Consider the following 21,251-nt stretch of genomic DNA (forward strand, 5'->3'; position numbering starts at 1 on the left):
CTTTGAACTATTATGTTCATGCTTGAACGAATGGATGGACTGCCAATATGGCATCATTTGGAATGAAGGTCATCCGGGGCGTTTTCGGCGCGGCCGAGCATGTTGCGCCGCGTCTCGGCGGCCGTGCCGCCTTTGAATTGTTTTGCCGCACACCAAACGTCAAGACCTTGAGCGACGGCGAACGCCGAGCCGTCGAGCGTGCCTCAGCCTTCATGGCCGAGGCGCGCCATCACAGGCTGAAAACCAGGACCGATTGCGTCGCAGTGCATGAATTCCGGCCGGAGCCGGGCAGGGAGTCGCGCGGCACGGTGCTCGTCATTCATGGTTGGCGCTCGCGTACCGAATATATGCGCGCCCTTATCGAAGGGTTTCGCGGCGCCGGCTACAAGGTTGTTTCGCTCGACCTGCCTGGGCATGGCCATTCGCTCGGCCGCCATCTCAACATGGTGACTGCCGTGGACGCGACGCGGGTCGCCGGCGAATGGTTCGGCCCCTTTGCCGCCGCCGTCGGCCATTCCTTCGGCGGCGCGATTGCCGCCAATGCCGTTGCCGCATCGGTCAAGGGCATGCCGCCGCTTGCGGCGCAAAAGCTGGTGCTGATTGCGGCGCCGAGCTCGCTGCCTGCAATCTTCGACGACTTCAGCGATATGATGAATGTCGGGCCGCGCTCGCGCGTCGCCATGGCGGACCGGGTGAAGCATCTGTCCGGGCGGCCGCTCAGCGAATTCACCGGCGACCGCCAACTGGCCGCAGCGTCGGTGCCGACACTGGTCATCCACGCGCCGGACGATCGCGAGGTCCATGCCGATCATGCGAAGCGTTATGCGGGCGCCGGCGAGCATGTCCACCTGCATTGGGCCGAGGGGCTTGGCCACCGGCGTATCCTCACCGACAGGGACGTCGTCGCGCGCGCGGTCGGCTTTGTGACTGGGCAGCGGGAAACGGCCCTGCACTAATCGCCTATCAGCCCGCCTTCTTTTTCTGCCCCGGCTCTACGGGCAGGCCCGCTGCTTTCCAGGCGGTATAGCCGCCGAGGATATGCTTGACCGGCGTCAGGCCCATGTCCTGCGCCGTCTTCGTGGCAAGCGCCGAGCGCCAGCCGCCGGCGCAGAAGAAGACGAAGGTCTTGCCGCTGGCGAAGAACGGCTTGTGATACGGGCTTTCGGGATCGATCCAGAATTCCAGCATGCCGCGCGTTACATGCTTGGCGCCGGGGATCTTGCCCTCACGTTCGACCTCGCGCGGGTCGCGCAGATCGACGAAGATCGTGTCCTCATCCTCCAGCAGCCCCGCTGCCTCCTCAGGCGACACGACCTCGATCTCGGCATTCGCCTCGTCGAGAAGCTGGCGATATCCCTTCTTCACTGCACATCCTCCAGGCCGTGGCTCGAGGCCGCCGGAATTTCGATCACAAAGACCGTGGTTTGTCACGCCTTGACCGTGCCGCACAGAGCGGCCGTCGAATCGCCGGTGATTCCTGCTTGACGACAGTCCACTCGAAACGCTGCCCGCGTACCTATGTGACTTTTTCGCCTATCGGCAACGCCACGCCTGATTGTCCCGGGTGTCGGAACACTTGGAACGGCCAGCTCGTTTTAGGTCTCACAAGGATGTGAAACTGTTCTGCAACACGGCCGCGAAAATTAATGGAAGCTTAACGAAATCGGTATGAATCGGTACAGTCACGTCATACATCCGCCATGCGGAGGGCGGGACCGTCCAGCGGCGCGGAACGGGAACCGGCTACAACCGGTGCGGGTGAAGCATGAAAATCCTCGGGAACAAAAAGGCCGTCCTGCCGGTCGCTATCGCGGCGACACTTGCCTTCGGGCAGCAGTCGGCAAGCGCGCAAGGGCTGTTCGACATGCTGTTTGGCGGCGGCATCCGGCATAACCCGCAAGGTGAATTTCCGCCGCCGCCGAAGCCACGCAAGATGCGGCCGGCCGGAGAGGATGGTGGCAGCGTCAGGATCAGCGGTCCCACCTACAACACCTACAGGGCCGACAAGCTTGTCCGGGTCGATTTCAAATCGCTGCTGCCGGCACCGCAGGCCGCGACCCCTCAGGACGCCGCCTTTGTCCCGTCGGTGACGAGCAATAGCTTCCGCGATGCCGTCGCTGGTTTGAGCGACTATGAGCTGTTTGCCGAGCCAGATATCGCCAAGGCGCTGATCGCCTATTATTCGGCCAATCCGGATTTCATCTGGGTGAGCGACAATACCCCCAACAGCCGGGCGCAGGATGCAGTGCGCGTCCTGGGGGAGGCGGCGAGTTATGGCCTGACGCCGGCCGACTATTCCGTCGATGTCCCGGCAGCCGCCAATTCCGCCGCCACACCGGAAGAGCGGACCAAGGAACTGGTCCGCTTCGAGATGGCGCTGTCGGCCCGCGTGCTGCGCTATGCCCATGATGCCCAGAGCGGCCGCGTCGATCCCAACCGGATGACCGGCTATTACGATTTCCCGGCCAAGCCGCTCGATCTCGAAGGCGTGCTGAAGACGCTGGCGCATACCCAGGAGGTCCGCACCTATCTCGAATCGCGGCATCCGCAGAATGCCGAATACCAGGCGCTGCGCGTCGAGCTGGAAGCGCTCGAGGCGAGCGAGGAAAACGAGATCGTCGTCGATCCCAAGCTCCTGCTCAAACCCGGCGAAAGCAGCCCGGAATTGCCGAAGTTGCTGACGCTTATTTCCCGTAATCTCGATGACGAGATGGGTGGCAGCTATGGCGAAATGCTCGCAAGGCTCGGCAAGAGCGAGCTCTATGATCCCGAGCTGGTGCCGGTGATCAAGGCGGTGCAGCAGCGCGCCGGCATGAAGGGCGACGGCGTCATCGGCCCGCGCACGGTGGCTTCATTGGCCGGCGCCTCAAAGGCGGACAAGGTCGAGAAGGTCAAGGTCGCGCTCGAGGAACTGCGCTGGATGCCGTCTGATCTCGGCAGTCCGCGCGTCTTCATCAACCAGCCCGCCTTCACCGCCAGCTATATCGACAATGGCGAGGAGAAGCTGAAGACCCGCGCGGTCATCGGCCGGGTCACCAACCAGACCGCCTTCTTCTACAATCAGATCAAGCAGGTCGACTTCCATCCTTATTGGGGCGTGCCGCAGTCGATCATCGTCAACGAGATGCTGCCGAGGCTGCGCGGCGATCCGGGTTATCTCGACCGCGCCGGCTATGAGGTGACGGATTCGCGCGGCAAGCGCATCCCGTCCTCGGCGGTCGATTGGGGTGCTTATGGCGCCAACATTCCGTTCAGCGTGCGTCAGCAGCCGAGCGAGGCCAATGCGCTGGGCGAGTTGAAGATCCTCTTCCCCAACAAGCATGCGATCTACATGCACGACACGCCGCAGAAGTCGTTCTTCGAACGCGACATGCGCGCGCTCAGCCATGGCTGCGTGCGGCTACAGGATCCGCGCGGCATGGCCGCCGCCGTGCTGGGCACCACGGTCGAGGATATCGCCGAGAAGCTGAAGCACGGCCATTCGACCGAGAATGTCACGCGCGTCATTCCGGTCTATGTCGCCTATTTCACCGCATGGCCGGACATGTCCGGCAAGGTCGAGTATTTCGACGACGTCTATGGCCGCGATTCCAAGCTGATGCAGGCGCTCGACGCGACCGAAGCGGTGCGCACGCCGTCAAGCTGAGCGCAAGCAATTTCGGACGGAAGGATACGGCGAAGCCGCTGACCGCTTCACACTTTTCCTGGAATTGCTTTGATCAACGGCCGGCGCAAGCCGGCGTTGCGCCCGGCGATCAGCCAATAGATCAGGCCGGCCACGAGGCCGCCGCCGGCGATGATGCCCATGTCCGCCCAGCGTTCCGGATTATTGGCGGCGTCCGGCCAGATCAGCATGAAACCGGCTGCCGCGGCAGCGGCGCCGAACAGCATATGCAGCCAGAAGCTCCGCAGCGAAAAGAACTCGGCGATCATTGCAAAGACCAGCGTCTGCATACCCGTCAGGACGATCGTCAGAAAGTAGATGAACATGCCGAGCGGCGGCACCACCAGCGCGGCGACCGGCGTGAACGCCATAAGCTCGAAGTAACCCGGAGCATTGGGCAGCGAACTCAATATCGCGTAGATCACAACCACGGCGATCAACCCGACCAGCACCGCGACCAGATAGCCGACAAGCACCATTAGGATGCGCTTCAGGACGTAGCCAACCATTGCCATGCACCCCCGTGCCCGCAATCATGGCGGGCAGTCAGCCACCAAAGCTGTGACGATGCAAGGGCGGTCCGTCGCGTGGGAACGCGGCACATGAGCATTCAGGCGCAAGATCAGGATGATGTTTCGTTGAATCGCCATCCGATCTCTTGTTGGAGACGATCTTCTCTGAAAAACGGTTCCCACTTGTCGGGATAATGCTCTAACGCACAGATGCCGGGGATCGGGCAGGGGTCCATTTGCCCCTAGTAGGCCGGGCGGAATGGCCGCAGGCGGACGCGGCCTATTTGGGTTCGCCGGTCAGGGGATCGTAGGTGATTTGGACCTTGGCCTTGTCCGTCGTGTAGTAGGTGATGGTATAGCCGTCGCTATCCCATTCGACCTCCTTCACATAGCGGAAGTCGGTGCGGTGCTCGACCTTGGCGACGATCTCCGAGAGCTTCTTGGCATTTTGCGACGGCAGTGGCTGGTCGTCCGCCGCAAAGGCTTGTCCACTGATAAGCAGGAAAGCGATACCGGTTGCTGAAACAACAGTGCGCATGAGAGCCCTCAAATCTCGTCGGCGTCAGTGCCGTCAGAAACTCGCGCGCAGGCAGGTTGGTTCCGCAGCGCCGCAATAACCGACTTTTGCGGCGCATGCCTCGATGCGGCCGCAGGAGCCGGCCGATATTGCCTGGCGGAGAAAATGTAATAATTACAACTGGTAAAGTCGCGCTTTGGATGTGTCTCCTGATGTAATGAACCACTAACCATGCGCCGGAGGGTGAATTCGCCATATTAGCTGTTCGTGGTAGAGCTTTCGGCAAGACCCTGATAGAATTCTGGTCATAAGAGGGTGGCAACAGTGCGCCGGGCCTGCCGAGGATTTCCGTCGGCAGCCGGCGACGCGTTTCTTTGAGCGCAGGTCGCCCGTTCTGGACTGCAGCGGGACTGGGGGCTCAATCATGGCTGAACGGAATTATACCCGTCAGCTTGCGACAATCATTTCAATCGACGCCGTAGGATTCTCGAGGCTTATGGGCATCGACGACGAGTTGGCTGTTGCCGCCTTCGAGGAAAGGCGCGACATCATCGCCGACAGTTGCGGCGCATTTGGCGGGCGCACGTTCGGCGATGCCGGCGACAGCATCATGGCCGAATTCGGCAATCCAATCGAAGCCTTGCGGGCAGCCTTCGATTTCCAGGCCCGGATCGTGGCGCTGAATGCCACGGTCGCCGAGGACATGCGCATGCCTTTTCGCGCCGGGATCAACACCGGCGACGTCATCGTCCGGGAGGGCCGTCTCTACGGCGACGACGTGAATATCGCGGCCAGGCTTCAGGAATTCGCGCCGCATGACGGTGTCGCCATCTCGGCGACGACGTGGCATCACGTGAGGGACAAGACGGCGGCCGTCTTCACCGATCTCGGCGAGTTCAGCCTGAAGAACATCGCCCTGCCGGTGCGGGTCCTGATCGCCGGTCGCGGCGGCAACGGCCCTGCCGCGACCGCTTCCTTCGCTTCCATTCCCGCCACGCTCGGTCATTCCAGGCCGATCGCCAAGGGTCCGCCGGCAATCGCCGTGCTGCCGTTCCAGGGCAATGGCAGCGAACCCGATGTCGGCTATATGGCCGACGGTATCGCCGAGGACATCATTTACGGTCTTTCCAACACGCGCTGGCTTTCGGTCATCGCCAAGGGCTCGAGTTTCCAGTTTCGCGACGACAGCCTCGGCACAAGGCTCATCGGCAACGCGCTGGGTGCCCGCTACATCGTCAGCGGCACGTTGGCGCGCTCCAACAGGCAGATCCGCCTCAATACGTCGCTCACCGATACCTCGAACGGGCGCCTGGTCTGGTCGCAACGTTTCGACCGCGATCTCGTCGATATCTTCAGCCTGCGCGACCAGATCGGCAGCGAGATCGTTTCCATACTCGACAAGGAGGTCGACCGCGCCGAACAGGCGCGCACGTTCCAGGTGCCGTGGGAAAGCCTCGAGACCTGGCAATTGGTCAGGCGCGGCCGCTGGCACATGAACAGGCGGACACGTCGCGATACCGAAATTGCGCTCGACTTCTTCGACAAGGCCTACCAGGAAGATCCGAATTCGAGCGCCGTGCTCAACGAGCTCGCATGGTGGTATTTCTGGAGGGCATGGCTGCGCTTCGGCGACAGCGACGATCTGGAGAAAGTCGAGACGCTTGCGCGCAAGGCGCTGCTGATGGACAGCCTCGATGCGCGTCCGCATGCCTATCTCGGCGCAGCCGACATCATGCGCGGCCAGCCGGCATTGGCGGCCGAGCATCTTGCCGAAGCGATCCACATCAATCCGAGCTTCGCCTTCGCCCGCTCGGCCATGGGCAGCGCACACCTTTTGCTTGGCGATGCGACCAGCGCGATCCCCTTTTTCCTCGACACTGACCGATTGAGCCCGTTCGACCTCTATCGCTTCCATAATCTAGGGGAACTGGCCGCGGCCTATTGCTTCGTCGAGGACTGGCAGGCCGCGATCGCCACCGCCGAGCGCTCGCTCAACCTGTCGCCAGGCTACTTCTACGCAAGATTCCTGAAGATAGGCGCCCTGATGAGAAGCGGTCGGCGCGACGAGGCGGCGCATGAACTCGCGATTTTCATGACCAGGCACCCCGATTTTTCCGAGCAGAGGATACGCTGGATACCATTCGTGGACCCAGCCAAGAACAATTTCCTGATCGGCAATTTCGATCAGGCCAAGTCTGCTGCATGATCGCCGGGGCCGACAACAAATGACTGTGAACGAATTCACATACGCCGGACCGATGCAAACCTAGGCCAGACAATGCCGGCATCGTATTGACGTGGATAGCCGGGGGGCTTGAACGCGATGATCACTTTGAAGTACTTCGCCGCCGTCCGCGCCGCTCAGAAGAGCCAGCGTCCGCTCGCCGAAATGCCACCGTTCGACATCAACCGGCTGCGTTCCAAGAGCGGCTTTGCTCCCCGCATCGCCGGCTTTCTTCTCAGCGATCCGCGCTGGCTGCTGGCGCTGCTGCGCCGTTTCTGGCCGAATCTCGGCTTCGGCAATTTCCTGCTCGTCACCAAGGGCGCGGATGTTCGCGACATATTGGAGCGGGGCGACGAGTTCGAAACGCCTTACGGGCCGGAAATGGCCGAACTCGCCCGGGGCTCGAATTTCATTCTCGGCATGCAGGACGGCGCCGCATACCGGCAGATGAAATCGGCGGTGCTGAGCGCGTTCCCGCCGGCGGAGGTCGAAGCCGCCGTCAGGCCGATCGCCGAGCGCCATTCGCACGATATCATGACCCGCGCCAGCCCCGGCTTCGATGCCATCGCCGGATTGATGAAGATCGTGCCGGTTCGCATCTGCCGCGACTATTTCGGCCTCGAGATCGACGACGAAACCGAGTTCGCCGACTGGTCGATCGCGCTCAGCGCGCTGTTCTTTTCCGATCCGACGGCAAGTCCCACCACGCGCCAGCTTGCCGTGGTCGGAGGCGATCGGCTGATCAAGGTCATAAACCGATCGATCGCCGCGGTCAGGGAGAGAGCGGGCAAAGACGACCGGCCGCTTGCCCGTCTCGTCGCGCTGATGGACCAAGGGCGCCTGTCGTTGCCCGACATTCATTCCATCATGCTCGGCATGGTCGCAGGCTTTGTGCCGACGAACGTGCTTGCCGGCAGCAATTGCCTGGATGTGATCCTGTCGCGATCCGATGCGCGGCAGGCTGTGGATGAGGCCATCGCGGCCGGCGACACCGACAAGCTCGACCGGGCGATCATGGAAGCCATGCGCTTCAAGCCGATCTGGATCGGGCCGTGGCGCTATACCAGGCGTGACGCGGTCATCGGCAAGGGCACGCGCCGCGAGCGCCTGGTCAAGGCCGGAACGGTGGTCATGCCGGCGACGCTTTCAGCAATGTTCGATCCGGAGATCGTGCAGCGGCCGAACGAGTTCGATACGTCGCGCCCGCATCGCGACTACATGGTTTTCGGTTACGGCATCCATCTGTGCATCGGCGCCGAGATCGCCCGCATCCAGATCGGCGAATGCATCCGCGCGCTGTTCAGCAAACCGAAGCTCGCCCGCGCGCGGGGCAGGGCCGGCAAGATGGTCAATGTCGGCGCCTATCCGGCAAGCCTCAAGGTCGATTTCGAGCGCCCGCCGCTGTGCCGCACCGCCGACCAGTCGATGGTGACAGTTGTCTGCCCGATCACCCGCGCCATGCCGCTCGATGCGGTGCGCGACAAGGTCGCCGACCTAGGCAATCCCGCGATTGGCGAGATCAGCGCCGCACTCGACAAGGTCGCCACCATACATTTCACCAGCTTGGCCGTCGCTCCCACAGGCAGGGACAAGAAGACGGGGGTCGAGACCGGCGCGCTGGTGTTCGAAATCTCCGGCGACGGCAGCACCGACGACGTCATTGCCGCCATTGCGCAATCGATCGGGTATCGGCTGCGGCCGATCTTCAGGGATGTCTGCGGCCTGCCGGATGGCGGCTCGCTGGAGGACTTCCTGAAGAAGAACCAAATCAAGATATCGCCGTCCTTCGGCAGCGCCGCGGGGCTGGTTTTTTCCGGCACGCCCGGCCATTCCGTACGCCGCATCCTTGCCGAGGCCAAGCTCGCCGACAGAGTGCGCGAGATCGCCGAAAAGCCGCGCGTGGGCGCCGGCAACGCGATGGACGTGCTGGCCGAGGCGCGCCGGCATGTCCGCTGCCTCGGGCAATTCGACTGGGCGTTCGAGCCCGCCGAAAGCCTGCTGGAAAGGCCGCCCGGCCACTGGTCGCGCGCGCTGACAACGACGCTTTTGACGCCGGCGATGTTCGCCACTGTCGCGATCGTCGTTCTCGCTTTTTGGCGCATGACTTATGTGCTCGTGTTCGGGAACCCGCATGGTATCACCATTGCCAACATCGCGATCGCCGGCGCCGCGCTTCTGCTTACGGTGCTCGGTCTGCTGGCTATTCTGGTTCTGTTCGTGGGCCTTTGCTTCCTGGCGTTGCGGCGGCTCGAAGACAAGGACCGGCCGGCGAACACGCCGGTCGATATCGGCGCGCTCGAAAAGATCCTCGCCAATGAGGACCATTGCGCGCAGAACAACCTGACGGCGATCTCGACGATGAAGCCGGGGATCTTGCGGCGGCTGGCGCTGCGGCTCTCCTTCTACCTGATCTCGATATCGGCGCAGAAAGTCTTCAGGCCGGGTTTCCTCGCCACCATCAACACCATTCATTTCGCCCGCTGGGTGCTGCTGCCCGGCACCGACAGGCTGGTGTTCTTCTCCAATTACGCCGGCTCCTGGGAAAGTTATCTGGAGGATTTCATTGCCAAGGCCTCGGCCGGCCTGACCGGCGTGTGGAGCAATACCGAAGGCTATCCGCGCACGCGCTGGCTGTTCCTCGACGGCGCGCGCGACGGCGATCGTTTCAAACGCTGGGCGCGGCGCCAGCAGGTGCCGACGCTGTTCTGGTACAGCGCCTATCCGCATCTCAACACACCGCGCATCCGCATCAACTCCAGGATCAGGCGCGGCATCGCATCGGCCACCGGCAACGAGGCGCGCGACTGGCTGAGCCTGTTCGGTTCGCTGCCGCGCCCGCAAGCACGGCCGGCGGATGCGACCAGCCTGCCTGAACCGCCGTCCGCGCCGCTCGAAGAACTGGAATCCGGAGAAATCCAGTCGATCTTCTTCGGTCCGTTCGGTGCGCTCGGCTATGCGCATATGCTTGCGATCGAGGTGCCTGACGGTTTGTCGGCGGCGAAGCGCAAGGCGTGGCTCAACTTCGTGACCGAAAAAACCAGCTTCGGCGACGGCGTGCCGGCCGGTCGCGCCATGACCGTGGCGTTCGGCCCCAACGGACTGCGCCGGCTGGGGCTGGAGGGCGGCGTCGACGACGAGCCGCTGGACACGTTTCCTGTCGCCTTCCGCCAAGGCATGGGAACGCCCGAGCGCAGCCGCATCCTCAACGACACCGGTCCCGACGCCCCGGACAAATGGCAGTGGGGCTCGCCCAAAAATCCTGCCGACGTCGTCATCGTCTGCTATGCCGGGACGCTGGCCGCGTTGAAGGCGGAGATCGCGGCCATGAAGCGACAGACGACAGGCGCGGGGATGTCCGTGGCCGCCGAACTGCCGCTCATGGTTCGGCGCGACGGCAAGCGGGCCGTCGAGCATTTCGGCTTCGTCGACGGCATCTCGCAACCGATCGTTCGGGGCACGTCGCGCGCCGCCAAAGGAGCCGCGCCGATGCATTTGTTGGCACCGGGCGAGTTCCTGTTCGGCTACCGCGACGAGCACGGCTTCTACCCGGCTTCGCCGTCGGTGGACGCAGCGCTGGACCGAACCGGCATCCTGTCGCAGGTGCGGCGCAACCGTCAGATACCGGGGCAGCCGCCTCCGCCGCGCGATTTCGGCCGCAACGGCACCTTCCTCGTCCTGCGCCAGTTCGAGCAACATGTCGAACTGTTCGACGATTATTGCAGGAAGGCCGCGACGCAGGCAGCATACGAGACTGGCGACGCCGCCATCACACCGCATTGGGTGGCGGCAAAGATGCTCGGTCGCTGGCAGGACGGAAGCTCTCTGGTGCGCAATCCGAACGGACGCCCGGGCCGCGGCGTCGACAATGATTTCGCGCTCGGCGCCGAGGATCCGCAGGGGCATGCCTGTCCGCTCGGCTCCCACATACGCCGGTCCAACCCGCGCGATTCGCTTGGCGAGGACCGCGAGACGCAGATCAGGATCGGCAAGCGCCACCGTATCCTGCGCGTCGGCCGCACCTATGAGAAGAAGGGCAAGGGCGGGAAGACCGAGAAGGGCCTCCTGTTCATGTGCCTCAATGCCGATATCGAGCGTCAGTACGAATTCATCCAGCAAACCTGGGTCTCGTCGAACTCGTTCCAGGGTCTTGTCGGCGAGACCGATCCGACGATCGGCGCGCGGGGCGGCGGCGGCCGATTCTCGATACCATCCTGGGAAAAGGTCACCGTGCTCAAGGATTTACCGCAGTTCGTCACCACGAAAGGCGGCGGCTATTTCTTCATGCCGAGCCGGTCGGCGTTGCGCTATCTTATCTCGCGGCTCTGACCGGGTGCGCTGAAAGCAGTTCGTCGTTTCTCGAAAGCGACGAACCAGCGGAGCAATGGCGAAGCTTCCGAGCGGACTATGGCGAAGGCGCCGCGCGGACTACGGCGAAGGCGTCGAGCTCGCTCAGTCGTCGTCCTGCGATTCGGCGATCTGGTTCAGCGCGGCGGCGTTGGTGATGCGCAGGCCGCCGCGCTTGATGGCGATCATGTGCCGGCTGCGCCAGTCGTTCAGCGTCTTGTTGACGGATTCGCGCGTCGCGCCGAGGAATTCGCCGAGCTCCGACTGCGAAATCGGAATCCAGCCGGCAGCGTCTGCCATCACGCCGCTCAGGAACACCAGCCGCTTTGCCAGCCTGGCCTCGATACCGAAAAAGGCCTGGTCGCCCAGCTCGCCGCTGACCCAGCGCAGCCGCGTGCACAGCAATTCGATCATCGCGCGGGCCAGAGACGGGTTTTTCTCAATGCGGTCGAAGAGTTGCGTCCGGCTTAGAGAAACCAGCTCGCATGCGGTAAGGCAGATGGCGGTCGCCGTGCGCGGGCGCCCATCCAGGGCTCCGATCTCGCCTACGAGGCTGCGCGACAGCTCGATATTGGCAACCAGCTTTTGCCCACCGGGCGAATAGATCGAAATCTCGACGGTGCCGCTCATCACGCCGTAGATGCGGTCGGAAGCGTCCTCCTGGACGAATAAATGCTGGCCGGCGGCATAGCGCTCAAGCTTGCAGCCGCCGAACAACAGATCGAAGTGGCGCGGGTCGATGCGCGCCAGGCGCGGCAGGTTCCTGTCGTCCGCGCCATTTGTAGCCATGATACGATTCCGCCTCTCGTTAGACGGAAATTGTAGGATAAATGCGTGCTCGATCAAAGCGTCGTCTCCTTCTGTGGTGGCTGACCGAAATCGGCAGGTGGCGGACAGACGTTCCGTGTCACGCGTCACACGCCGAAATTGGATAAGCCGGCAAACTGTAAGGAGACCGGGCGCACTGGCGGTTGCGGGCCGATCTTGGAAACGCCATCCGCGCGCTTGGGTGGGAGGTGCCCATGCGCGCAGACAGCAAACCTGAAAATGGCTAGGTGATCGAAATTTCTCCTCGAGAACCGCATCCATATCGCAGTCCGGCAGCAGCTTCGGACGCCGTAGTCAGCTCGGGCCGTCGATGCCGCCGTTACAACATCTGAGCGCAAGCCCTGTTCAGCGTATGTGAAGGCGCTCACAGATATACGCATCTGGCGGACCGATGGTTATTTTAGAAGTGTATGGTCTTTGCTTTGCAACCGGCATGATTGCCTAGTCGGCAAAATAGATCAACCGAAGTATGGCTGGAACCTTGTCTTGACTACAGGTGACGGTCGGCCTCATGGTTCATTTTGGGGAGGGGCAGGCCATGGCAGCCGCGAAGGGACTCCTTGTAAAGGTTCGCGGCGACGGCGCGGGGCTCTCGGTCCGAGGCGGACCGCCCCGGACTGGCGGCATCGAAGCCGAGCCGATCCTCTCTCTGCCTGCCGACGCAAGTGCCGGCACGGCCGCGGCCGGGGATCGCGGCGCCACCTGGTTGCGGTTGGCCACGGACGCCGCCGATACGGACAACCCCTGGGACCATGCCCACGATCTTGTCGCCCGGAACCCGGCGCTGGCGGCCGCGGGCACCGAGGTGCTCGCAATCGAGCCCGATATCGTGCAGCAGTGGGATTATAAGGACAGCGGCGGCGATCGCGGCATGGCGGCAAGCGCAGCTCCGGTCTGTGCATTCGACGATCAGGACCCGCAGGGCGGACAGGCGGTGGTCGCGGGGCGCATCGCCTGGAATGCCGCGCCGGACTTCAGCCAGTTCGCGGCGGCGCGCGAGAAGGTAGGCGCCAAGCAGGCCAACATCACCATCGCCCATCTCGATACCGGTTTCGATCCGGGCCATCAGACCATTCCCGCCGCGCTTCTTACAGCGCAGCAGCGCAATTTCGTCGACGACGGGACGGGTCCGAACAACGCGACCGACCACGCTCCGGCCGGCACGCTGACCAGCAATCGCGGCCATGGAACCGGCACGCTCAGCCTGCTTGCCGGCAACAAGCTCGACGGCTCCTCGCCGCACTGGCCGGGCTTCAACGATTTCGTCGGCGGTGCGCCACTGGCGAAAATCCTGCCGGTGCGCATCGCCGACTGGGTGGTGCGGCTGACCACCGGCACCATGGTGCAAGGCATCGACTATGCGCGCAAGCAGGGAGCGCAGGTGTTGTCGATGAGCATGGGCGGCCTCGCCTCGCAGGCGCTGGTCGACGCCGTCAACCTTGCCTACGACCACGGTGTGGTCATGGTCACGGCGGCCGGCAACAATTTCACCATCACGCCGCGCAGCATCGTCTATCCCGCGCGCTACAATCGGGTGCTTGCGGCCTGCGGCGTGATGGGCGACGGGCGCGCCTATGCCGGACTCTCCTTCGGCACCATGCAGGGCAATTACGGGCCGCCTTCGAAGATGGATACGGCGCTTGGCGCCTACACGCCGAACGTGCCCTGGGCCGAGATCGATTGTCGCAAGGTGGTCGATATGGACGGCAGCGGCACCTCCGCCGCGACACCGCAGGTCGCGGCCGCGGCCGCTCTCTGGCTCGCCGAGCACTGGGACGTGGTGAAGAAATATCCTCAGCCCTGGATGCGTGTCGAAGCCGTACGCAAGGCCTTGTTCGCGAAAGCCTTGAAGTCGACGGCCAAGATGAATGCGGCGGAGACGAAGGAGAAGATCGGGCAGGGCGTCTTGCGGGCCTTCGATGCGCTGGGCTTCCCTCCGCCGGCGGCAAACAGCCTGACCAAGCTCGCTCGAGCCACCTATACGTGGAGCTGGCTGGACCTTTTGACCGGAGGGAATTCGTTGGCGGCGCCACCACCGGCGACGCTTCGGCAGCGAACGATGTTCGCGCTGGAACTGATGCAGATGGCGCAAACCACGGCGGCAGTCGACCAGGCGATCGCCGACCCGGATGGCGATCCGGACAAGGTTTCGGCCGCGGCGCGCAACCGCTACCTGGAGGCGGCGCTCGACCAGGGCAATCCGTCGAAGCCGTTGAAGGCCTTTCTGGAAGGATGGCTGGGCCGGCCAGGCGCCAGCGTCGCGGTTCCGGCGCCAGTCATGGGCCCGGCACCGGCCATCAGGCGCAAGCCGCGGCCGCTGCCGCCGCCGCAACGGCGCCTGCGCATCTACGCGCTCGATCCGTCGGTGGCGAAACGGCTGGATTCGGTTTCGGTCTACCAGGCGACGCTTTCGGTGCCGTGGGACGACGAGCCTGCGACCGACAGGCCGTTGCTGCCCGGTCCGATCGGCGAATATCTCGAGGTGGTCGATGTCGACCCCGCGTCCGACCGCGTCTACGATCCGGTCGACCTCAACGACAAGGTGCTGCTGGCGCAGGACGGCCTGCCGCCTTCGGAGGGCAATCCGAAATTCCACCAGCAGATGGTCTACGCGGTGGCCATGACCACGATCGGCCATTTCGAGCGCGCTCTCGGCCGTCGGGCGTTGTGGGCGCCGCATTACGCAGCGGCTCCCGGCCGCACCGGCGATATGACGGTGAAGGCGCATTACGTGCCGCGCCTGCGCATTTATCCGCATGCGTTGCGCGCCGAGAATGCCTATTACAGCCCGGAAAAGAAGGCGCTGCTGTTCGGCTATTTCCCGGCGACCAGCAATCAGGGCGATGTCACCACGCCCGGAACGACGGTGTTCTCGTGCTTGTCCAGCGACATCGTCGCGCATGAGATGTCGCATGCGCTGCTCGACGGGCTGCATCGTCGCTTCCAGGAAGCGTCCAACCCGGATGTGCCGGCCTTCCACGAGGCCTTCGCAGACATCGTCGCGCTGTTCCAGCATTTTACGTTGAAGGAGCTCGTCGGCTTCGAGATCGGCAAGGCGAGGGGCGAATTGTCGGCCGCTTCGCTGCTCTCGGGCATCGCCAAGCAGTTCGGCGAAGGCAGCGGCAGGGCCGGGCCATTGCGTGAATATGGCGGCGCCGGCATGGCCGACCTCGACTACGACAAGACCTTCGAGGCGCATGATCGTGGCTCGATCCTGGTTTTCGCTGTCTACCAGGCCTTTCTTGCCATCGCCGACCAACGGACCGACGACCTGATCCAGCTTGCCACCGGCGGCTCCGGCATCCTGCCGGCGGGCACCTTGCATCCGAGCCTGATCGAGCGCCTCACCGACGAGGTCGCCAAGACCGCCACGCAGATGCTGACCATGTGCATCCGCGCGCTCGACTATTGCCCTTCCGTCGACATCACCTTCGGCGAATATCTGCGCGCCCTTATCACTGCCGACCGCGACGCCTATCCCGACGATCCGCTCCACTATCGCCTCGCCTTCCTGGAATCCTTCCGCAAATGGAAGCTGTTGCCGCGCGACGTTCGCACCATCTCGGAGGAGACGCTGGCCTGGAGCGCGCCGGAGGATCCGTCGCCGGTCTGGCTGAAAGGCCTGCTCGGCAAGATCGACCTCGGCTGGAACCAGAAATTGAAGCGGGCCGAGATCTTCGCGCTCAACGACAAGAACCGCTATGCGCTGTGGAAGGCGATGCACAAGGCCTTCGCCTCCGATCCGGACCTCTACAAGCAGTTCGGCCTGCTGCCCGACCTGCCGCGCTACAATGAGGACGGCACGGTCAAGCATGCGCCCAAGAAAGGCGAGACGACCTTCGACATCTACAGCGTGCGCCCGACGCGCCGCGTCGAGCCGGACGGCTCGTTCCGCGTGGAAGTCGTGGCGGTCATCCAGCAGCGCATTCCGGTCGCGCTGGACGGCACGGCGATGCCGCAAGGCATGGCCAAGGGCGACAGCTTCTTCTGGTTCCGCGGCGGCGCCACGATCATCATTGATCCGCGCGATGGCTTCGAGGAAATCCGCTACTCGATCATCAAGAACACCGGCAGCACGGACCGGCAGAAGCGTCAGGCCGGGACGATGGCGGCCAACTATCTCTCGCCGCTGCGAGCGCTCTATTTCGGCGGCGAAGTATCGGAGCCTTTTGCGTTGTTGCATGCCAGCGACGGAGACGACGACCATGTCTAGAAAACCGGCGGCAAGAACAAGGCCGGCAAAATCGGCTCCCGCGGCGACGCCGGCATCGGGCATTACTGTCAGGCACTACTGCCAAGGCATCGGCGACTGCCACTTGCTGACGTTCAAGAAGCCGGACGGCAAGCCGTTCCGCATTCTCATCGATTGCGGCATTCATGTCTCGATCAAGAGTGGCTCGGCGCTGGTCTCCGACATCGTCGCCGACCTCAAGAAGGAGACCGGCGGCAAGATCGACATCCTCGTCGTCACCCACGAACACTGGGATCATGTCTCCGGCTTCCTGACCGCGAAGGACCTCTTCAAGGATTTCATCGTCGGCGATGTCTGGATGGCGTGGACCGAAAATCCCGCCGACGCCGAGGCGGTGGAGATCGACAAGTTCAAGGGCCAGGCGCTGGCGGCCTTGCAGGGCGTGGGCCAGAAGCTCGACGGGATGCAGGGGCTCAGTTCTTACATGGCCGGGGTGCGCGATGGCCTGCAGTCAGTGCTCGGCTTCCAGTTCGGTGCCGCCGGCGAGCGGGTGCGCTCGGCCCGCGACTCAGCGGCAAAGCTGTCGCAAAAACCGTCGCCGGCCTATTTCGAGCCTGGCGGGCCGCCAGTGACGATCGACGCATTGCCCAACCTGCGCGTCTATGTGCTCGGTCCGCCGCGCGACAAGGCGGCGCTTCGCCTCGAGGAAAAGGCGAGCGAGATGTTTCCGCTGGCCAGCGGCGGTCCGTACGCGCGGGCGCTGGCGAGCGGCCTCAAGATCAACGAGGCGGCCGATGCCGGTTACGTCGACGAGCTCAGTCCGTTCGAGCGCAATGTCGGCACGCCGCTCTCCGCGGCGCTCGCCGGCGACAAGGGGAGCGACCCGGCCATCGATATCGCCGCCTATGTGCGCAAGCATTATTCCCGGCCGGTTTCGGCCGCGGCATCCATGGAAGACCGCGACCAGTCCTGGCGGCGCATCGACGCCGACTGGATGGGGATCGCCGCCGATCTGGCCTTGCAGCTCGACCGCGGCGTCAACAACACCAGCCTGGTGCTTGCCTTCGAGTTCATCGATAGCGGCCGGGTGTTGCTGTTCCCCGGCGACGCCCAGATCGGCAACTGGCTAAGCTGGAAGGACCTGAAATGGCCGGTGGGGCAGGGCACCGTCACATCGGCCGATCTTCTGGCGCGCACCGTCTATCTCAAGGTCGCGCATCACGGCAGCCAGAACGCCACGCCGCAGAAACAGGGTTTCGATCTGCTGACGAGCTCGGACCTGTCGGCCTTCATCCCGACCAACAAGGTCGATGCGCTGAAAGTGCACTGGGGCGAGATGCCCTATGACGGCATCCTGACCGCGCTCGAGACGAAGGCCAAGGGCCGCGTCATCCGCGCCGATGATCAGTGGCTGGCGGACAAGAACGGCAAGCCGGCCTTTGCCGCGCCGTCCGGTTCGATCCAGGCGGTGCGCAGCGCCCCCCGCGATGCGGCACGCGGGCCGGGCGGACTGTGGGTGGAAGTGGATCTGGTTTAGGACCACCGGAACGCCGCCGCGCGGCAGGCGCCGATCAGTCCGGCCTCAAAGCCGATTGCGAAAAATCGAAAACCGATTTATGGAGCGAGCGGCTGAATGAGGGCGGCCACTCAACACATTGCACAAGGTCGCCCCATGCTCGATGCATTCTCCCGCGTCATCGCCTTCCTTGCCGTGGTCACGGCCCTGCTGTTTGCCGGGCTGCATTTCCATCAAGGACACATCATCGCCACGCTCTATTTCATGACCGGCGCCGTATTGGTGACAGCGGTGACGCATATGAATGTGCGCAGAGGGCTGATCTAGAATCCGGTTGTCGGGCCATCCAAGCAGGTCGAATAGACGGTGCGTGGATTGAATCTGAGACCTTCTGTGTTCACCCACGCTGGACGGCGGCGGGCTGAAGCTTCGAGCGGAGGCGCCATGCCATTGCGTGGCCCAATCGAACGCCTGGACGTTCGACTGCCGTATGCTGCATGTGAGCCAGCGGAGTGATGACGAGGACCGAAAAGGCAAACGAGGCGAGTGCCAGTGTGATAGGAGAAACTCCTGCATTGACGGCCTTTGCGAGTAGCTCAGGCATGTTCCAAAGAGCGATCAGCACCAATGGGTGCAACAAGTAGAAGCTGAAAGAGATGCGGCCGAAATACCTGGCCACAGCCATCAGACGACCTTTCCGCAACGGAACGCCATAGGCGATCAACGCCGAGATAAAATCCGCGAAAGCCGTCTCGAAAATCACGGACCAGTTGGACCACCATCCAAGCAAGGGGCGCGAGAGTGCGAACCCGGCGACCGCGAGGGCGAGCGACAGGGCCGGACGAGGAAGGCGAGCGACTATCTTCCTTCCATAGGCACAAGCGATCATTCCGGACACGAAGGAGTAGAGGTTCCCTAACGAAACGCCCTTTCCGGGCGTTCCAGACCACTGCCCGCTGAATGACAGGCCGAGCAAGATGAGGGCGGGCAGAACCAGAGCGACAGCGCCCCATCGCCGCCAGGACCAATAGAGCAAAAAAATCAGTGGGGCCGCGATCATTTCGGTTTGGAGCGACCACATCACGCCGTTGATGTCGGTACGCAGCAACAGCGCATTGGCCATCACATTCCTGGTCGTGTAGACCTCAGCCGGCCCAAGCGACATGCCGGTCAGCAGAAACAGTCCGACGAAGATCGCGATGGTTGAAAAGATGGCAGGGTAGATGCGCAGAACGCGTCCTATGAAAAATGGGCCGGCGCTGGCCTTGAGGTCATCCGTCTGCCGACTGAGCATCATCATGAGAACGAAGCCGCTCAGGACAAAGAAAAATACGACGGCGCCGTGGCCGTTCCCGGCGATGCGGAAAGCCGCATCAAGGTAGCTTTGGCTTCGATACGAGCCCTGCACCAAAGAGACCGCTTGCCGCGTCGCATCATAATATGTCGCCTGACCGCAATGAAAGAGCGCGACCATCAGCGCGGCGACGCCGCGAGCTGCTTCGAGGCCAGGTACGAATTCACGGCGCGAGATAGCGATATCCCCATGTCGCTGACGTTTCCCCCGCAATCTCCTCTTGATGCGCTCGGACGGCACCGGGCGGCATCCCCCGAAACCGACTGTGCCCAATTCGAGCCGCATAAGCTCCATTCCCTACGCGCATTTGCGCGGAGGTCGTATAAGAACTGTGGAAAACCAAGGGAAATGGTGGGCGATGCAGGGATTGAACCTGCGACCCCACCCGTGTGAAGGGTGTGCTCTCCCGCTGAGCTAATCGCCCGCCTTAGGCCCGAAGACCGAAGCGAGCCGCGATATAAGGGAGGCGGGTGCGCGAAGTCAAGGCGATGTGCCAAGCTTCTCGCTCGGACCAGTTTCCGGTTTGTCAACGGTCCGATCCGAGTCCCGCTCAGCGTGCCGCCGCGATCAACCGCTCGGCCAGTTGCGGCGTCAGCGTGTCGAAATGCGAGATCACCAGAGTTGGCTCGAATTCGCGCACATGGCGGTCGGTGTAGCCAAAATCGACCGCGACCACCGGAATGCCAGCTGCCTTAGCGGTGTCGATGTCGGTCTGCGAATCGCCGATCATCAAGGCGTTCTCCGCATCGCCGCCGGCCAGCCTGATTGTCTCGGTGAGATGGCGCGGATCGGGTTTGCGGAAGGCGAACGTGTCCTGGCCGCAGATCGCGGCAAAATAGTTTGACATACCAAGCGCGCCGATCAGCGTCGCGGAATTCGCTTCGTATTTATTGGTGCAGACCGCCATCAGATAGCCGGCGGCCTGGAAACGGTCGAGCGCGGCGACGACGCCGGGATAGGGGCGCGACTTGCCGGGAATGTTCAACGTGTAATGGTCGAGGAACAGCTTCAGCAGCCGGTCGTGCTCCTCCGCCATCAGCGCCTTGTTCTGCGCGGCATGCGCGCGTTCGATCATGACGCGGCCGCCATGGCCGACGAAGCGTCTGAAGCCGGCTTCGTCGACAGCGGCGAGGTCGCTCGCCGCCAGGCTGTGGTTGAGGCTGTCGAGCAGGTCGGGCGCGGTGTCGATCAGCGTTCCATCCAGGTCGAAGACGATGATCGGGCGGGTCATGGGTGGATCCTGTGGCAATTGCGTTGCCGCAGCCGATACAGGCTGGCCCAAGTTCAAGCAAGAAGTCTCGATCGGTCCACAGAGCCTTTGAGGGCGAGCCTTTGACGGGACAGGCAAAAATGCTAGGAGGCGCGCGAAACCGGCGAAATCGGGGCTTCCCATGGATGCAAGGCAGTTGAAGGTCGAGGCCGCGCGGGCAGCGCTCGCCCATGTCGGCAGCGGCATGCGGCTCGGCATCGGCACCGGCACCACGGCTGAAGAATTCGTGCGGCTGCTGGCCGAGAAGGTTGCGACCGGCCTCAAGGTCATCGGCGTGCCGACCTCCGAGCGCACAGCGGCGCTCTGCCGCGAGCTCAGCGTGCCGCTGTCTACACTTGAAGAAACGCCCGAGCTCGACCTCACCGTCGACGGCGCCGACGAGGTCGACCCGGAGCTGACCCTGATCAAGGGCGGCGGCGGCGCGCTGCTGCGCGAGAAGATCGTCGCGGCGGCGTCTGGGCGCATGATCGTGATTGCCGACAAGTCCAAGATGGTCGAAACCCTCGGCCGGTTTCCGCTGCCGATCGAGGTCAACAAATTCGGCCTGCGCGCCACCGAGATCGCGGTACGCGCCGCCGCGGCAGGGCTAGGCCTTTCCGGCCCGGTTACATTGAGGATGACGGGAAGCCAGCCATTTGTTACAGACGGCGGCCACTTTATCCTCGATGCATCTTTTGGCCGCATTCCGGATACAAGAGCGCTGTCGAACGCTCTCTTCGCCATTCCAGGCGTTGTCGAGCACGGTCTATTTATCGGGCTGGCGTCAACGGCCATCATCGCCGGCGGCGACGGTATCGAAACCGTCCATGCAGCCTGAAACCAGGGAGTTC

The 21,251-nt window shown here is 63.3% G+C and carries 14 protein-coding genes and 1 tRNA gene; 8 read left to right on the forward strand and 7 right to left on the reverse strand.

Features of this window, described 5'->3' with window-relative positions:
• Positions 1–47: 47 nt before the first annotated feature.
• Positions 48–956 (forward strand): alpha/beta hydrolase, encoded by a 909-nt coding sequence (locus tag FJ423_RS17055; RefSeq protein WP_140843303.1) that lies wholly within the window; start codon positions 48–50, stop codon positions 954–956.
• A gap of 7 nt (positions 957–963) precedes the next feature.
• Here the strand turns inward: FJ423_RS17055 and FJ423_RS17060 are convergent, their stop codons facing one another.
• Positions 964–1,365: a rhodanese-like domain-containing protein gene (locus FJ423_RS17060; protein WP_140843305.1), complete on the reverse strand. Its 402-nt coding sequence runs from the start codon at positions 1,363–1,365 to the stop codon at positions 964–966.
• Positions 1,366–1,765: 400 nt separating this feature from the next.
• On the opposite strand from FJ423_RS17060, the gene FJ423_RS17065 reads away from it, so the two are divergent.
• Complete coding sequence (locus FJ423_RS17065) at positions 1,766–3,646, forward strand: murein L,D-transpeptidase (protein WP_140843307.1); 1,881 nt, start codon at positions 1,766–1,768, stop codon at positions 3,644–3,646.
• Between the two features lie 47 nt (positions 3,647–3,693).
• Here FJ423_RS17065 and FJ423_RS17070 read toward each other — a convergent pair whose 3' ends face one another.
• Together FJ423_RS17070 and FJ423_RS17075 are read right to left on the reverse strand one after the other, a co-directional pair.
• Complete coding sequence (locus FJ423_RS17070) at positions 3,694–4,179, reverse strand: hypothetical protein (RefSeq protein WP_140843309.1); 486 nt, start codon at positions 4,177–4,179, stop codon at positions 3,694–3,696.
• A gap of 277 nt (positions 4,180–4,456) precedes the next feature.
• Positions 4,457–4,714, reverse strand: a complete 258-nt coding sequence (locus FJ423_RS17075) for a PepSY domain-containing protein (protein ID WP_095765411.1) — start codon at positions 4,712–4,714, stop codon at positions 4,457–4,459.
• 403 nt (positions 4,715–5,117) lie between these two features.
• Here FJ423_RS17075 and FJ423_RS17080 point away from each other — a divergent pair, with 403 nt between their 5' ends.
• Positions 5,118–6,899: an adenylate/guanylate cyclase domain-containing protein gene (locus tag FJ423_RS17080; protein WP_140843311.1), complete on the forward strand. Its 1,782-nt coding sequence runs from the start codon at positions 5,118–5,120 to the stop codon at positions 6,897–6,899.
• A gap of 117 nt (positions 6,900–7,016) precedes the next feature.
• Positions 7,017–11,243 (forward strand): cytochrome P450, encoded by a 4,227-nt coding sequence (locus FJ423_RS17085; protein WP_140843313.1) that lies wholly within the window; start codon positions 7,017–7,019, stop codon positions 11,241–11,243.
• A 123-nt stretch (positions 11,244–11,366) separates the two neighbouring features.
• Here FJ423_RS17085 and FJ423_RS17090 read toward each other — a convergent pair whose 3' ends face one another.
• The gene (locus tag FJ423_RS17090) at positions 11,367–12,050 is read right to left on the reverse strand and encodes a Crp/Fnr family transcriptional regulator (RefSeq protein ID WP_140843458.1); all 684 of its coding nucleotides are present in this window, start codon (positions 12,048–12,050) and stop codon (positions 11,367–11,369) included.
• A 577-nt stretch (positions 12,051–12,627) separates the two neighbouring features.
• Between FJ423_RS17090 and FJ423_RS17095 the strand changes: the two genes are divergently transcribed.
• The 3 genes from FJ423_RS17095 (at position 12,628) to FJ423_RS33585 (ending at position 18,124) form a co-directional block, all read left to right on the forward strand.
• A complete protein-coding gene (locus FJ423_RS17095; protein ID WP_140843315.1) occupies positions 12,628–16,302 on the forward strand; it encodes a S8 family serine peptidase in 3,675 nt (1,224 codons plus the stop codon).
• Entirely contained in the window at positions 16,295–17,818 is a 1,524-nt protein-coding gene (locus FJ423_RS17100) for an MBL fold metallo-hydrolase (protein WP_181174813.1), read from the forward strand. Before FJ423_RS17095 ends, FJ423_RS17100 begins: the two co-directional genes overlap by 8 nt.
• 135 nt (positions 17,819–17,953) lie before the next feature.
• On the forward strand, positions 17,954–18,124 hold the full coding sequence (locus tag FJ423_RS33585) for a hypothetical protein (RefSeq protein WP_181174814.1): 171 nt from the start codon (positions 17,954–17,956) through the stop codon (positions 18,122–18,124).
• A 70-nt stretch (positions 18,125–18,194) separates the two neighbouring features.
• On the opposite strand, the gene FJ423_RS17105 is transcribed toward FJ423_RS33585, so the two are convergent.
• The 3 genes from FJ423_RS17105 to FJ423_RS17115 form a co-directional block, all read right to left on the reverse strand.
• Positions 18,195–19,436, reverse strand: a complete 1,242-nt coding sequence (locus FJ423_RS17105; protein ID WP_181174815.1) for an acyltransferase — start codon at positions 19,434–19,436, stop codon at positions 18,195–18,197.
• A gap of 64 nt (positions 19,437–19,500) precedes the next feature.
• Positions 19,501–19,575, reverse strand: a tRNA-Val gene (locus FJ423_RS17110).
• Positions 19,576–19,701: 126 nt separating this feature from the next.
• Positions 19,702–20,382 carry a phosphoglycolate phosphatase gene (locus FJ423_RS17115; RefSeq protein WP_095765418.1) on the reverse strand — a complete coding sequence of 227 codons (681 nt, stop codon included), beginning with the start codon at positions 20,380–20,382 and terminating at the stop codon, positions 19,702–19,704.
• A gap of 160 nt (positions 20,383–20,542) precedes the next feature.
• On the opposite strand from FJ423_RS17115, the gene rpiA reads away from it, so the two are divergent.
• Positions 20,543–21,238 (forward strand): ribose-5-phosphate isomerase RpiA, encoded by a 696-nt coding sequence (gene rpiA, locus FJ423_RS17120; protein WP_140843321.1) that lies wholly within the window; start codon positions 20,543–20,545, stop codon positions 21,236–21,238.
• Positions 21,239–21,251: the final 13 nt, after the last annotated feature.

The sequence above is a fragment of the Mesorhizobium sp. B2-8-9 genome (assembly GCF_006439475.1).
GTDB lineage: Bacteria > Pseudomonadota > Alphaproteobacteria > Rhizobiales > Rhizobiaceae > Mesorhizobium.

Excerpts from the sequence above, each read along its gene's own strand:
- FJ423_RS17055 (WP_140843303.1), top strand. The coding sequence starts at position 48 with ATGGCATCATTTGGAATGAAGGTCATCCGGGGCGTTTTCGGCGCGGCC.
- FJ423_RS17065 (WP_140843307.1), top strand. The coding sequence starts at position 1,766 with ATGAAAATCCTCGGGAACAAAAAGGCCGTCCTGCCGGTCGCTATCGCG.
- FJ423_RS17070 (WP_140843309.1), bottom strand. The coding sequence starts at position 4,179 with ATGGCAATGGTTGGCTACGTCCTGAAGCGCATCCTAATGGTGCTTGTC.
- FJ423_RS17075 (WP_095765411.1), bottom strand. The coding sequence starts at position 4,714 with ATGCGCACTGTTGTTTCAGCAACCGGTATCGCTTTCCTGCTTATCAGT.
- FJ423_RS17080 (WP_140843311.1), top strand. The coding sequence starts at position 5,118 with ATGGCTGAACGGAATTATACCCGTCAGCTTGCGACAATCATTTCAATC.
- FJ423_RS17085 (WP_140843313.1), top strand. The coding sequence starts at position 7,017 with ATGATCACTTTGAAGTACTTCGCCGCCGTCCGCGCCGCTCAGAAGAGC.
- FJ423_RS17090 (WP_140843458.1), bottom strand. The coding sequence starts at position 12,050 with ATGGCTACAAATGGCGCGGACGACAGGAACCTGCCGCGCCTGGCGCGC.
- FJ423_RS17095 (WP_140843315.1), top strand. The coding sequence starts at position 12,628 with ATGGCAGCCGCGAAGGGACTCCTTGTAAAGGTTCGCGGCGACGGCGCG.
- FJ423_RS17100 (WP_181174813.1), top strand. The coding sequence starts at position 16,295 with ATGTCTAGAAAACCGGCGGCAAGAACAAGGCCGGCAAAATCGGCTCCC.
- FJ423_RS33585 (WP_181174814.1), top strand. The coding sequence starts at position 17,954 with ATGCTCGATGCATTCTCCCGCGTCATCGCCTTCCTTGCCGTGGTCACG.
- FJ423_RS17105 (WP_181174815.1), bottom strand. The coding sequence starts at position 19,436 with ATGCGGCTCGAATTGGGCACAGTCGGTTTCGGGGGATGCCGCCCGGTG.
- FJ423_RS17115 (WP_095765418.1), bottom strand. The coding sequence starts at position 20,382 with ATGACCCGCCCGATCATCGTCTTCGACCTGGATGGAACGCTGATCGAC.
- rpiA (WP_140843321.1), top strand. The coding sequence starts at position 20,543 with ATGGATGCAAGGCAGTTGAAGGTCGAGGCCGCGCGGGCAGCGCTCGCC.